We start from the raw sequence: 12,220 nt of genomic DNA, 5'->3' as shown, positions 1-12,220 counted from the left end.
GCGCCCGGTGGACGATGCGGTGGAAGCCAGTGATCAACGCGTTCGCCATCACGTTCGGTGACCGCTGGCCGGGAGCCGAGACCTACTGATCAACAACGCCGGAAACACCGATCACGGGATAGACCCGGACCTGCGGGTGCCGGTTCGACGAATTCGAGTGCCCGGAAGGCCAACTCGCGTGATCGAGGGGTCAACTCACGTGATTGGAAGGTCGGCTCGCGTACCTGGGGAGTCGGCTTGCGTGCCTGGGGAGTCGGTTCGCGTGCCTGGGGAGTCGGGTTGCGTGCCTAGAGGGTCGGTTCGTGTGAGTGGAGGGTCAGCTCGCGTGATCGGGGGGTCGACACGGCCCGGTGGGGAACGGGGACCAGCGCGGGCCGGCGCTCGGCCACGCCCCCCGGGCGGCGGGGTGCCGGGACCCGCACTGGTGTCCGGGCGAGCAAGGCCGAAAGCCGGCCGACGACGAGCGACGAGGCCAGGACGAGCGCGGCCAGAGCCGAGGCGCCGTCGAAGGTCAGCTCGCCGTAGTGGCCCAGTGCGAACCCGGCGTCGAGCGCCCAGGCGACCACCGACACTCCGAACGCCGCCACGAGGGTCGTCCGGTGGGCCGTCGCCAGCACCACCAGACCCAGCGTGACCAGCGCGTACCACGGGCTCGGCCCGGCCAGGTGCGCCGCGATCACCGCCGCCACCGCGGCCACGCACCCGAACGGGAACCCGAAACCACCAGTCATGCCCCGAAGTGCACCCGACCACGACAGCCGGAAGCGGACTCAGGACGCGATCCCTACGCCCGCACCCCCGGTTCTTGACGCGCTATTGACCCGTCACGCGCCCGATCGCGTCGGCGACCTCCGGCCAGACCGCGCGCGGCAGGTTGTGGCCCATCCCCGGGATGACCACCAGTTCCGCGCCCGGGATCGCCGCCGCCGTCGCCTTGCCGCCGCTCACGTCGATCAGGGGGTCGGCGTCGCCGTGGACGACCAACGCCGGCAGCTCGACAGAGTGCAGCCCGGACGTCCGGTCGCCCGACGCCATCACCGCCGCCGCGTGGCGCAGCGTGCCCTCCGGGTGGCGGGCGCGGTCGAAGTGCAGCGTGGCCTTGGCCAGCAGGAACGCCTCGTCGTCCGGGTAACCGGGGGACCCGAGCCGCCGGTAGCCCTCGACGCTGTCGGCGAGCGCCTGCTCGCGCGTGGTGGCCGGCGGCCGCGTCAGCACCGCCAGCGCCCACGGCTCGGCCTGCCCGACCGCCGGATCGCCCGTGGTCGACATGATCGACGTGACGCTCAGCAGCCGGTCCGGGTGGTCGATCGCCAGCTGCTGCACGATCATCCCGCCCATCGACGCGCCCACGACGTGGGCTTTCGCGATGCCGAGCGCGTCGAACAGCCCGACGGCGTCGTCGGCCAGGTCGGCCAGCAGGTACGGCGCGCTCGACCGGTCGCCGGCGAAGAGCGCGCCCAGATCCGGCGGCGGCAGCTCGTCGAAGTACGTCGAGAGCCCGACGTCCCGGTTGTCGTAGCGCACCACGAAGAACCCGCGGCTCGCGAGCAGTTCGCAGAAATCGTCTTCCCAGGTGATCATCTGGGCACCGAGGCCCATCACCAGGACCAGGGGCGGAGCGGCCGGATCGCCGAAGGTGCCGTACTCGAGTTCGAGACCGTTGGCCTGTGCGCGTGCCATGCCCCGATCTTGCCCCAGACTCGCGGCGCTGGCACCGGCCCGGTCCGTGCGGATACCGTATCGCCCCATGCCGACCTCATCCTCGGGCACCGGAGCACGTCCCCGGTCGCGAGCCGCAGCGGGACTGCCGGCGATCACGGCCGAAAAGGTCGTCAGCGCGGCCACTCAGCTGACCTCCGACGTCGGTCTCGACAACTGGACGCTGCGGCAGCTCGCCCGCGCCGTCGACGCCTACCCGGCGGTGGTCTACCACCACGTCGGCGACCGGGACGCGGTGGTGAACGCCGTGGTCGACCGGGTCGTCGGGCTGCTGGAGCTGCCGGACCCGGACCTGCCGTGGCAGGTGTGGTTCACCGAGCTGCTCGCCGGGCTGCGCTCGGTGCTGCGGACCTACCCGGGCTGCGCGCGGCGGCTCGCGCTGTTCGGCCCGTCGGTCGACGCGGCCACCCGCAGCATCGACGCCGGGGTCGGGGTGCTGCTGACCGCCGGTTTCGGCAGCGAGAGCGCGCTCGCCTACAACCTGATGGTGATGACGGCCTGCCAGTTCGTCGCCATGGAGGACGACCGTGAGGGCGCGCTGGCGCTGCGGATCGAGAACACCGAGGCGTACGCGGCCTATCGCGAGCGCTCCGACCTGCCCGGGATGGCCGAGCTGGGCTCGGCGATGCACGACCTGATGGGCGATCCCGACCTGGCGGCGAACTATTACGCGCAGCTCTACGACTACGCCGTCCAGCGGTGCCTCGACGGGCTCGCCCACCGCCTCGAAGAGCTGCGTGACCAGGGCTCCACCGGGTTGACAGCGACTTGACAGCGCTCCGGCGTACCGTGAGCGTGCGTCGGTGGTTCGTCCATCGACCCGAAGCTCCCGGCGCCCTCCTCCCCCTCGTGGCGCCGGGGGCTTCGGTCGGTTCGAGGGACTAGGCCAGGTCGCCCTGACGCGGCGCCGGCGCCTGCTGGATGGCCGGGAAGATCTCGCCGACCAGTGTGACCAGCGACTTCGACAGCAGCAGGTGCACCTGCTCCCGGGTCAGCGAACCGCGCACCAGCCATTCCCGTCCGGCCGACTTCACCATCCCGCCGAACGCGCGCACGAGCGCGTTCAGCTCGGGTCCGTGCTCGCTCTCGCTGGACAGGCCGACGGCTTCGAGCACGCGATCGGCCGACTCCCGGTCGGCCTCTTCGAGGATGCGCTCCACTTCGAGGTCCCGGCCGATGCCTTCGGGCGCGATCGCGGCCAGCCACATCCGCTCCTGGCTGGTGACCATGTCGAGGAACCAGTCGATCGCGACGTCGGCCCGCAGTTCGAGCGGGCCCTCGGGCAGGATCTCGATGGCCAGCCGCGGCACGGTCAGCGCGCGGCGGATGATTTCCAGGTACAGCTCGCGTTTGGTGCCGAAGTAGTGGTTGATGAGCCCGCGCGCCACACCCGCCGCGGCCGCGATGTCCGAAGTGGACACTTCCGAGTAGGGGCGGTCACCGAACAGCCGCGCCGCGCAAGCGAAGATCTGTTCCTTCCGTTCGTCCGGTTCCAGTCTTCGCCATCGCGGCGCCGGCTCGGTGTTCATGCGGCCTATCGTCGCATGACCCGTTGCGCCAGGCAGTTCAATCTCCCGCGATGGCAGACGGGGTACCACGATCGTGGCACTCAGTCCGGCAACGCGATGGGCGCGATGTCGGCGAATCCGTCACCCGGGCCGGGGTTCGCGGGATCCGTCTCGCCGCCCAGGTGGTGCAGCACGCCCCACACCGCGTTGAGCGCCGTCTGCACCGCGCCCTCGGCCCAGCCCGCCGTCCACGAGACGTCGTCGCCCGCGAGGAACAGGCCGCGGTAGCGCGCCGGCAGCGAGTCCTGCACGAAGTGCGTGAACAGCCGGTGCTGGTAGCGGTAGTGGCCGGGCAGGTTGGCCTTGAACGCGCCCATGAAGTGCGGCTCGGCCTCCCACGACACCGTCACCGGGTCGCCGATGATGTGCCGCCGGACGTCGACGCCGGGGTAGATCTCGCGCAGCGACTGCAGCATCACCTCGACACGCTCACCGACGGTCAGCGGCAGCCACTTCAGCGAGTCGTCGGCCCACGTGTAGGACAGGCAGATCACGGCGGGCGCGGCCGGGTCGTCGCCGAGCAGGTAGGTGCCGCGCGGCATCCGGTCGGTGAGCGTCATGCTCATCGTGTCGCGCCCGGTCACCGGGTCCGGGTCCAGCCAGAACGGCCGGTCCACCGGCACGAACACCTTCGACGACTCCATGTAGTGCGTGCGCTCGATCGCCGTCCAGTGGTCGATCGGGAACAGCGCTTCGTCGCATTCGATCTTCGATAGCAGCATCCAGCTCTGCGCGGTGAACACGGCCGCGGGGAACGTCCGGATGTGTCCCTCGGTGTCGGTCACCGTGATGTTGTTCGGCGCGGTGCGGTGCAGCCGCGCGACGCCGGGGTTCGGCCGGCCGCCGTGCAGCGTGCTCAGGCTCGTCCCGGCCGGCCAGAACGCCATTTCGGCGGGCGCGTGCTCCCAGAGCCGCTGCGGCAGCCGCTGGCTGCCGCCGACGATGCTGCGGTGCTCGTCGTCGGCGCCGGTGTAGACCACGCGCAGGATCTCCAGGATGGAGTTCGGGAAGTCGGTGTCCCAGCCACCGGTACCGAAGCCGACCTGGCCGAAGATCTCGCGGTTGCGGAAGGACGCGAACGCGGGCGAGTCGCAGAGGAAGCCGTAGAACGTCTGGTTGTCCAGCTTCGGGACCAGCTCGTTCCACAGCCGTTTGATCGTCTTCGCGTCGCGGTCGCGGATCGCCGTCTGCATCTCGGCGAACGACGCGTGCTCGCCGAGCGTCCGGTCCCACGCGGCGGCGACCTCGGCGAACACCGCGGGCAGGTCGGCCGGCGTCCGCGCGTAGTGGCTTTCGCCCTTGAGATCGACGACGGTGCTCGGCGTCTCCGGGGCCAGGGGGTTCGGGAACGGCGTCGTCGTCAGCCCGACCTTGTCGATGTAGTGGAAGAGCGCGGTCGACGCGGGCGGGAAGCGCATCGCGCCCATCTCCGCGACGACGTCGTCCGGGCAGCCCGGGAAGCGCACGCTGCGCAGCCGGCCGCCGATCTCGGCGATCTCGTAGACCACCGGGCGCAGGCCGAGCTTCATCAGCTCGTACGCCGTGACGATGCCGGAGAGGCCGCCGCCGATCACGGCGACGTCGGTGCCGTGCCGCTCGGGCGGCACCGAGCCCAGGCCCGCGGGGTGGGCGAGGTAGTCGTCGTAGGCGAACGGGAAGTCGGGGCCGAACATCGTGATCGGGCGGCCCGCCGGCTCGTCGTGGTGGATCGCGGTCGGGACAGCGGAGGTCATGCGGTGGTTCCTCGGTACAGTTCGGGCCGGCGGTCGGCCAGGTGGGTGTTCTCGAGCCGGGACGCGACGAGCGCGTCCCGGGTGACGTCGGCTCGGACGAGCGCGGGCCCGGCGCCGGCGCGGGCCAGCACTTCGCCGGTCGGCGCGACGACGCAGGACCGGCCGCAGTAGGTCAGCTCCCGCTCGGTGTCGCACCGGTTGGCGTAGGCGACGAACAGCTGGCTTTCGTAGGCCCGCGCGGGCACCAGCGTGTCGGCGACCAGCTCGTACGGGCTCATCAGCGCGGTCGGCACGACCAGCAGCTCGGTGCCGGCCAGCGCGTGCGCCCGCACCATTTCGGGGAACTCGACGTCGTAGCAGATCAGCAGCCCGACGCGGACGCCGTCGAGGCCGGCCTGCACCACGGCTTCGGTGCCCGGGGCGAACCAGTCCTTGTCGATCTCGCCGAACAGGTGCGTCTTGCGGTAGTTCGCCAGCCGCCGTCCGGTGCCGTCGATCAGCTGGACGCTGTTGTAGACGTGCTCGCCGGCGGACTCCGGGTAGCCGTAGGCCAGCGCGACGCCGGTTTCCCGGGCCAGTGCGGACATCCGGGCCGCGGTCGGCCCGTCGGCCGGCTCGGCGAGCTCGTGCGTGCGCGCGCCGATGTGATAGCCGGTGGTGATCATCTCGGCCGCGACGACGAGGTCGGCGCCGGCCGCCGCGACGGCGACGGGCAGCTCGGCGAACGGCCCCTGGTGGACGGCGACCCTCATGACAGCCGCGACTTCCGGATGCCGTAACCGAAGTAGATCACCAGGCCCAGCAGCATCCAGGCACCGAAGACGACCCAGGTGGCGCCGTCGAGGCTGAACATCATGTAACCGCAGCACAGCACGCCGAGCAGTGGCGTGACCGGCGCGAACGGCACGCGGAACGTGCGCGGGGTGTCCGGCTGGCGCCGCCGCAGCAGCAGGACGGCGATGTTGACCAGGCCGAACGCGAAGAGCGTGCCGATGCTGGTGGCGTCGGCCAGCTTGCCCAGCGGGATGAACGCGGCGAGCACGGCCACGAAGCCGGAGACGACCAGCGTGTTGGTCCGCGGCGCGCCGGTTTTGGCGTCCACTGTGGACAGTGCCTTCGGGACGAGGCCGTCGCGGGACATCGCGAAGAGGATGCGCGTCTGCCCGTAGAGGACGGTCAGCACGACGCTGGAGATCGCCACGATCGCGCCGACGGCCAGTAGCGCGGCCCACAGCTTGTTGTCCGACACCGCCGAGAGCACGTGCGAGAGCGCGGCTTCCTGGCCGTCGAACTGCTGCCACGGCAGCGCGCCGACGGCGGCCACGGCGACCAGGCAGTACAGCACCGTGACGATGACGAGCGAGAGCAGGATCGCGCGCGGCAGGTCGCGCTGCGGGTTCTTCGCCTCCTCGCCGGCGGTCGACGCGGCGTCGAAGCCGATGTAGGAGAAGAACAGCTTCGCACCCCCGGCGCTCATCCCGGCCAGCCCGAGCGGCAGGAACGGCGAGAAGTTCCTGGCCTGCACCGCGGTGAACGCGATCACGCAGAACAGCACCAGCGTGGCGATCTTGACGGCGACCATGATCGTGTTGGCCCGCGCGCTCTCCTTCGCCCCCGACAGCAGCAGCACCATCGCGAGCAGCACGACGACGATGGCCGGCACGTTGACGATCCCGCCCGAGCCGGGCGGCTGGCTCAGCGCGTCCGGGATGGCGAACCCGAAGACCAGCCGCAGCAGTTCGTTGAGGTACTGGCCCCAGCCGACGGCGACCGACGCCACCGAGACGCCGTATTCGAGGATCAGGCACCAGCCGCAGACCCAGGCGACGAGCTCGCCGAGCGTGGCGTAGGCGTAGGAGTAGGACGAACCGGACAGCGGGATCATGCCGGCGAGCTCGGCGTAGGACAGGGCGGAGAACAGCGCGGTGATCCCGGCGAGCACGAACGACAGCACGACCGACGGCCCGGCCACCGGGACCGCTTCGCCGAGCACGACGAAGATCCCGCTGCCCAGCGTCGCGCCGATGCTCAGCGTGGTGAGCTGCCCGAGGCCGAGCGACCGCTTCAACGTGCCATGATCACTTTCGGTGATCAGGTCGGCGACCGGTTTCCGCCGCACCGTCGCGGCTCGCAGAGTCATGCCGACGACCGTATCCGCCGCCGCGGAAGCGCAAAACAGGAGAACATTGCACGTAAAGATGAATCACAGGTGATTCATTGCACAACATGCTCGATCTGTGGCGAATCATTCCATCGGGATTCGGCCGTCACGGCGGGCTGGATGCGGGCAGGAGCAGGGTGAACGTCGGCGGGGACGGCAGGTGCAGGCGCAGCCGGCCGCCCTCGGCTTCGGCGAGGCTGCGCGCCAGCCGCAGGCCGATGCCGTGGCCGCTCGGCGCGCTCGCGAACGGGTCGGACTCGCCGAGGTCCGGGCCTTCGTCGGCGACGTCGATGGCCAGCGCGTCGCCGGCGTCGCGGGCCACCACCGTGACCGTGCCGCGCCCGTGCGTCACGGCGTTGTCCAGCAGCACGCCGAGCACCTGCCGGACCGCGGCGGCGGCCGCGCGGGCCGGCGGCGGGTCGTCCCGGACGATCCGCAGCTTCCGCCCGTGCGGCGCGAGCAGCGCGTCCCCGGCCTGGCGGATCTCGTCGAGCAGGACGTCGAGCGCCAGCTCGGCCCGCGGCGCCCGCCGTTCCCGGCCCAGGGCCAGGAGGTCCTCGATGGTGCGTTCCAGCCGGTCGGCGGACGCGATCCCGGCGCGGATCGCCGCGTACGGGTCGCTCTCCGGCGTCTCCAGCGCGGCTTCGAGCTGCAGCCGCAACCCGGTCAACGGCGTCCGCAGCTGGTGGGACGCCTCGGCGGAGAACGCGCGCTCGCGCTCCAGCGTCTCGCCGATGCGGGTCGCGGTGGCGTCGAGCGCCTCGCCGACCTGGTCGATCTCCGCGATGCCGGCCCGCGGGCCGCGGGCGGTGAAGTCGCCGTCGCCGAGCCGCTCGGCCGCGGCGGCCAGCTCCTCCAGCGGCCGGACCAGCCGGGACGTCGCCCGCCGGGCCATCAGCCAGCTGACCCCGATCGCCACCACCGCGAGCGCGGCCATGGCGAGCCAGGTCAGCCCGACCCGCAGGTAGAGGTCGGACACCGGCAGCGCCGCGCGGACGACGCCGATCGTGCGCGTCCCGTTGACCACCGGGACGGCCAGCACCACCTCGCCGCCTTGACGGCCGGTCACGACGTCCTCGGTGGCCTTCGCCGCCTGCCGCTCGATCGAGCCGCCGACGGCCGGCCCCTGCCCGGCGAGCAGCCGCCCGTCCGGGGCGTAGACGCCGACCGCGCCCTCGGCCTCGTCACCCTCCAGCGGCGGCACGACCGGCGGCCGCCCGGCGTTCAGGTCGTGGGCGACGGCGAGCGCGGCGGCGTCGGCGGCGCGCTCCAGGTCCGACGTCGTGTCGTCGCGGTAGTACTGCATCACGGCCACGCCCAGCGGGAGCGCGAACAGGACGGTCGCCACCAGCGCGGCCAGCACCGTCAGGGAGATGATCCGGCGGCGCACGGCTACCGCTGCGCCCCGGTCCGCGCGGGGTCCTCCAGGCGGTAGCCGTGCCCGCGCAGGGTGGCGATCAGCGGGACGTCCGGCCCGGCGCCGGCGGCCGCGGCGAGCTTGCGGCGCACGGCCGCGATGTGCACGTCCAGCGTCTTCGTCGAGCCGTACCAGTGCGCGTCCCAGACCTCGGCCATCAGCGTTTCGCGGCTGACCGCGACGCCGGGCTGCTCGGCCAGCCGGGCCAGCAGGTCGAACTCCTTCGCGCGCAGCACCACCTCGTGCCCGTTGACGCTGGCACGGCGGCTCGCGACGTCGACGGTCAGCCCGCCGACGGTCACCGGCTGCCGGGCCGTGGCCGGCACGCCGCGGCGCAGGTGCGCCCGCACCCGGGCCAGCAGCTCGCCCAGCCGGATCGGCTTGGTGAGGTAGTCGTCGGCCCCGGCGTCCAGGCCGACGACGACGTCCATCTCCTCCTGCCGGGCGGTGAGGATGACCAGCACCGCCGCGGGCAGCGCGGCCCGCAGCCGGCGGCAGACCTCCACGCCGTCCAGGTCGGGCAGGCCGAGATCGAGCAGGACGAGGTCGAACTCGCCGTCGTCGGCGGCCTGCAACGCGGTCCGGCCGTCGCGCCGCCAGGACACCTGGTAACCGTGCAGTCGCAGGGTCGATTCGAGCACGCTGCCGATCGCGGCGTCGTCCTCCACCACCAGCAGGTTCGGCATGCCGGAAGCCTAACCGGACGGCCTCAGATCCACGTCAGGGCTGGTCGGGACGGGTGCCGAAGCCGATCCGGGTGATCCGCCGCGCGGCCGCCGTCACCGACGCGCCGAACCCGGCGGCCCGCGGTCCGGTGAGCCGCGTGGTCGGCCCGGTGATCGCGAGCGCGGCGAGCACCCGCCCGTCGCCGTCGTGCACCGGCGCGGCGACGCTGGACGCCCCGGCCTCCGGCTCGCCGTGGCTGGTCTCGGCACCCCCGCCCGCGCCCGCGTCGAGCACCAGGCCCGCCGCGCCGCACGTCAGCGGCAGCTCGTCACCCACGCGGCCCACGTGCCGGATGCCCTGCGGGCCCTCCTGCTGGGCGACGCAGACGAGCACCGTCGTGCTGCGGACGTAGAGCCCGGCCGTCTCGCCGCACTCCAGCGCCAGTTCGCGCAAGACCTGGCGGACGGGTTCGGGCAGCTGCCACGCGGTGTTCGCCAGCTGGGCCCAGCGCAGCAGGCCCGGCCCGACGGTGACCCGGCCGTCCGGGCGCGTCCAGAGCAGGCCGCGCTGCTCGCAGGTGGCGACCAGGCGCAGCACGGTCGTCTTGGCCAGGCCGCTCGCCGCGGTGAGGTCCTTGACGGCCCAGGTGCGGTGGCGTTCGGTGAACAGCGCGAGCAGGTCGAAGGTGCGCAGCACACTCCGGACCGCGCCGTCGTCGTCCGTTTTCACCGAGCGACCCCCCGTCCGCTTGATGGACTCGAGGCTACCGGCGGCCGGACGTCTCAGGCCACGTACCGCTCGAACGCCGCGATGGTCTCGGTGAGCACCTCCGCGCCCGGCCGGGCCCACAGGTCGCCGTTGAACACCTCGACCTCGATCGGGCCGGTGTAGCCCGCGGCCTCGACGCGGGCGCGCAGGTGCCGGTGGTCGATCGGGCCGTCGCCCGGCAGCGCGCGGCCCAGCAGCGGGTCGGGCAGCGGCACGAGGACGTCGCAGACGTGGAACCCGGCGATCCGCCCGGCGGCCGCGGCGATCGACTCCTCGATCCGCGGGTCCCACCAGACGTGGAACTCGTCGACGATCACCCCGACCTGCTCGGCCGGGTGCTCGAGGGCGATGGCCAGCGCCTGGTCCACCGTGGACAGCACGGACCGGTCGGCGCACTGCATCGGGTGCAGCGGCTCCAGACCGAGGCGCACCCCGCGTTCCCCGGCGTAGGGCGCCAGCTCGCCGACGGCGTCCGCGACGCGCTGCCGGGACGCTCCGAGGTCGTTGCCCGCGACGCCGCCGACCACCAGCACGAGGACGTCGGCGCCCAGCGCGGCGGCTTCGTCGATCGCCTCCCGCGTCTGCGTCACACCGTCCACAGGGGACCCTTCGGGCGTCACACCGGTGAAGAACCCGCCACGGCACAAGGAAGAGACGCGGACGCCGTGCTCCTTCAGCAGGCGCGCGGCCTCGTCGACGCCGGTCTCGGCGACCTTGTCGCGCCACAGGCCGATCCAGCCGACGCCCGCTCGTGCGCACCCGGCGACGGCCTCGGGCAGCGACCAGGCCTTGGTGGTGATCTGGTTGAGGCTGAGCCGCTCGTCCATCACGCCACCCCGGCGGCCAGCAGCAGCGGCCGCATCCGGGCCACGGCCAGGTCGGGGTCGGCCAGCACGCCGGCCTCGTCGGCGAGGCGCAGCAGGGTGGCGAGGTGCGTGATGGTGCGCGCCGACTCCTGGCCCGCGATCATCCGGAAGTGGTCCTGGTGCCCGTTGAGGTAGGCGAGGAAGACGACGCCGGTCTTGTAGTGCCGGGTCGGCGCGTGGAAGATCTCGCGGGCCAGCGGCACGGTCGGGTCGAGCAGTGCGGCGAACCCGGCGCGGTCGCCGTCGTCGAGCCGGGCGAGCGCGGCCCCGGCGACCGGCGCGATCGGGTCGAAGATCCCGAGCAGGGCTTCGCTGTGCCCGTGTTCGTCGCCCGCGATGAGCTCGGGGTAGTGGAAGTCGTCGCCGGTGTAGCACCGCACGCCGGCCGGCAGCGCCCGCCGGAACTCCGTCTCGACGGCGGCGTCGAGCACGGACACCTTCACCCCCGCGACGGTGCCGGCGTGCTCGGCGCAGAGCGCGCCCAGCTCCCGGGCCGCGGCGCGGACGTCGTCGTGGCCCCAGTAGCCGGCCAGCGCCGGGTCGAACTGCTCGCCCAGCCAGTGCAGCAGCACCGGCCCGCTCGCCTCGGACAGCAGCTTGCCGTAGGCCGCGTGGTAGTCGCCGGGCCCGGACGCCGCCGCGGCGAGCGCCCGGCTGGCCATCACGACCGGCACCGCGCCCGCGCCGCCGACCAGGTCGAGCTGCTCCCGCCAGGCGTCCACAATGGACGCGACGGTGGCCGGGCCGTCGGCCAGCTGATCGGTACCGACACCGGCGACCCACGGCCGCCCGTTCGCGGCCGCGCCGGTGCGGGTGACCAGTTGGCGGGTGGTCGCCCAGTCCAGGCCCATGCCGCGCTGCGCGGTGTCCATCGCGTCGGCGACGCCGAGCCCGCTGGCCCAGAGGTGCTCGCGGAAGGCCAGCGTCGTGTCCCAGTCCACGGCGTAGGGCTCATCGGCCAGCGCGTCGGCCACCACGTGCGCGGCGGCGTAGGCGACCCGCGACGCCGGAGGTGCCGACGGCGGCGCGGGCGGTCGCGGCCCGCCCGGCGACCACGTCGTGAGCTCGCCGCCGAGGGTGGGGAGCACGAGCACGGGAACCTCCGGAGTCGTCGTCAGAAAGCGCTTTCTCGCCGACTACGGTAGGGCTTGCACGGGGGCGCGACAAGGCCTGCCCGGTCAGCGCTCGGGGTGGGAGGCGGTTTCCCGCGGCGCGACTTCGACGGCTCGGCCGGGCCGTCGGGGGCAGCGCTTGGGGCGGGCGGCGCATTCGTGCAGCACGATTTCGGCGGCCCGGTCGGTCGGCGCTCGGGCGTGCTCTCG

At 72.9% G+C, this 12,220-nt stretch carries 12 protein-coding genes; 1 reads left to right on the top strand and 11 read right to left on the bottom strand.

Annotation, left to right across the window (positions count from 1 at the left end; translation table 11 throughout):
- Nucleotides 1-287: 287 nt before the first annotated feature.
- Both ACLJQZ_RS45940 and ACLJQZ_RS45935 read right to left on the bottom strand, forming a co-directional pair.
- Entirely contained in the window at nucleotides 288-731 is a 444-nt protein-coding gene (locus ACLJQZ_RS45940; protein WP_410627781.1) for a hypothetical protein, read from the bottom strand.
- Nucleotides 732-813: 82 nt separating this feature from the next.
- The gene (locus tag ACLJQZ_RS45935) at nucleotides 814-1,680 is read right to left on the bottom strand and encodes an alpha/beta fold hydrolase (RefSeq protein ID WP_410627780.1); all 867 of its coding nucleotides are present in this window, start codon (nucleotides 1,678-1,680) and stop codon (nucleotides 814-816) included.
- Between the two features lie 67 nt (nucleotides 1,681-1,747).
- On the opposite strand from ACLJQZ_RS45935, the gene ACLJQZ_RS45930 reads away from it, so the two are divergent.
- Nucleotides 1,748-2,491: a TetR/AcrR family transcriptional regulator gene (locus ACLJQZ_RS45930; protein WP_410627778.1), complete on the top strand. Its 744-nt coding sequence runs from the start codon at nucleotides 1,748-1,750 to the stop codon at nucleotides 2,489-2,491.
- 109 nt (nucleotides 2,492-2,600) lie between these two features.
- On the opposite strand, the gene ACLJQZ_RS45925 is transcribed toward ACLJQZ_RS45930, so the two are convergent.
- The 9 genes from ACLJQZ_RS45925 to ACLJQZ_RS45885 all read right to left on the bottom strand — a co-directional run bounded on the left by ACLJQZ_RS45925 (nucleotide 2,601) and on the right by ACLJQZ_RS45885 (nucleotide 11,992).
- A complete protein-coding gene (locus tag ACLJQZ_RS45925) occupies nucleotides 2,601-3,248 on the bottom strand; it encodes a TetR/AcrR family transcriptional regulator (RefSeq protein WP_410627776.1) in 648 nt (215 codons plus the stop codon).
- 80 nt (nucleotides 3,249-3,328) lie between these two features.
- The gene (locus tag ACLJQZ_RS45920) at nucleotides 3,329-5,020 is read right to left on the bottom strand and encodes a flavin monoamine oxidase family protein (RefSeq protein ID WP_410627774.1); all 1,692 of its coding nucleotides are present in this window, start codon (nucleotides 5,018-5,020) and stop codon (nucleotides 3,329-3,331) included.
- Nucleotides 5,017-5,772 carry a carbon-nitrogen hydrolase family protein gene (locus ACLJQZ_RS45915; protein ID WP_410627773.1) on the bottom strand — a complete coding sequence of 252 codons (756 nt, stop codon included), beginning with the start codon at nucleotides 5,770-5,772 and terminating at the stop codon, nucleotides 5,017-5,019. Before ACLJQZ_RS45915 ends, ACLJQZ_RS45920 begins: the two co-directional genes overlap by 4 nt.
- On the bottom strand, nucleotides 5,769-7,160 hold the full coding sequence (locus ACLJQZ_RS45910) for an amino acid permease (RefSeq protein ID WP_410627771.1): 1,392 nt from the start codon (nucleotides 7,158-7,160) through the stop codon (nucleotides 5,769-5,771). The genes ACLJQZ_RS45915 and ACLJQZ_RS45910 overlap by 4 nt, the downstream gene beginning before the upstream one ends.
- A gap of 127 nt (nucleotides 7,161-7,287) precedes the next feature.
- Entirely contained in the window at nucleotides 7,288-8,571 is a 1,284-nt protein-coding gene (locus ACLJQZ_RS45905; protein ID WP_410627770.1) for a histidine kinase dimerization/phospho-acceptor domain-containing protein, read from the bottom strand.
- A gap of 2 nt (nucleotides 8,572-8,573) precedes the next feature.
- Complete coding sequence (locus tag ACLJQZ_RS45900) at nucleotides 8,574-9,284, bottom strand: response regulator transcription factor (protein WP_410627769.1); 711 nt, start codon at nucleotides 9,282-9,284, stop codon at nucleotides 8,574-8,576.
- A gap of 34 nt (nucleotides 9,285-9,318) precedes the next feature.
- Entirely contained in the window at nucleotides 9,319-9,993 is a 675-nt protein-coding gene (locus ACLJQZ_RS45895) for an IclR family transcriptional regulator (protein WP_410627767.1), read from the bottom strand.
- A 53-nt stretch (nucleotides 9,994-10,046) separates the two neighbouring features.
- On the bottom strand, nucleotides 10,047-10,859 hold the full coding sequence (locus tag ACLJQZ_RS45890) for a sugar phosphate isomerase/epimerase family protein (RefSeq protein ID WP_410627765.1): 813 nt from the start codon (nucleotides 10,857-10,859) through the stop codon (nucleotides 10,047-10,049).
- Complete coding sequence (locus ACLJQZ_RS45885) at nucleotides 10,859-11,992, bottom strand: DUF993 family protein (protein WP_410627763.1); 1,134 nt, start codon at nucleotides 11,990-11,992, stop codon at nucleotides 10,859-10,861. The genes ACLJQZ_RS45890 and ACLJQZ_RS45885 overlap by 1 nt, the downstream gene beginning before the upstream one ends.
- Nucleotides 11,993-12,220: the final 228 nt, after the last annotated feature.

The organism is Amycolatopsis sp. cmx-8-4, assembly GCF_046548675.1.
Taxonomy (GTDB): domain Bacteria; phylum Actinomycetota; class Actinomycetes; order Mycobacteriales; family Pseudonocardiaceae; genus Amycolatopsis.
This window is presented reverse-complemented; position numbering and strand designations above follow the sequence as displayed.

Coding starts and splice junctions, on each gene's coding strand:
- ACLJQZ_RS45930 (WP_410627778.1), top strand. CDS start 1,748: ATGCCGACCTCATCCTCGGGCACCGGAGCACGTCCCCGGTCGCGAGCC.
- ACLJQZ_RS45890 (WP_410627765.1), bottom strand. CDS start 10,859: ATGGACGAGCGGCTCAGCCTCAACCAGATCACCACCAAGGCCTGGTCG.
- ACLJQZ_RS45915 (WP_410627773.1), bottom strand. CDS start 5,772: ATGAGGGTCGCCGTCCACCAGGGGCCGTTCGCCGAGCTGCCCGTCGCC.
- ACLJQZ_RS45935 (WP_410627780.1), bottom strand. CDS start 1,680: ATGGCACGCGCACAGGCCAACGGTCTCGAACTCGAGTACGGCACCTTC.
- ACLJQZ_RS45920 (WP_410627774.1), bottom strand. CDS start 5,020: ATGACCTCCGCTGTCCCGACCGCGATCCACCACGACGAGCCGGCGGGC.
- ACLJQZ_RS45925 (WP_410627776.1), bottom strand. CDS start 3,248: ATGAACACCGAGCCGGCGCCGCGATGGCGAAGACTGGAACCGGACGAA.
- ACLJQZ_RS45940 (WP_410627781.1), bottom strand. CDS start 731: ATGACTGGTGGTTTCGGGTTCCCGTTCGGGTGCGTGGCCGCGGTGGCG.
- ACLJQZ_RS45910 (WP_410627771.1), bottom strand. CDS start 7,160: ATGACTCTGCGAGCCGCGACGGTGCGGCGGAAACCGGTCGCCGACCTG.
- ACLJQZ_RS45900 (WP_410627769.1), bottom strand. CDS start 9,284: ATGCCGAACCTGCTGGTGGTGGAGGACGACGCCGCGATCGGCAGCGTG.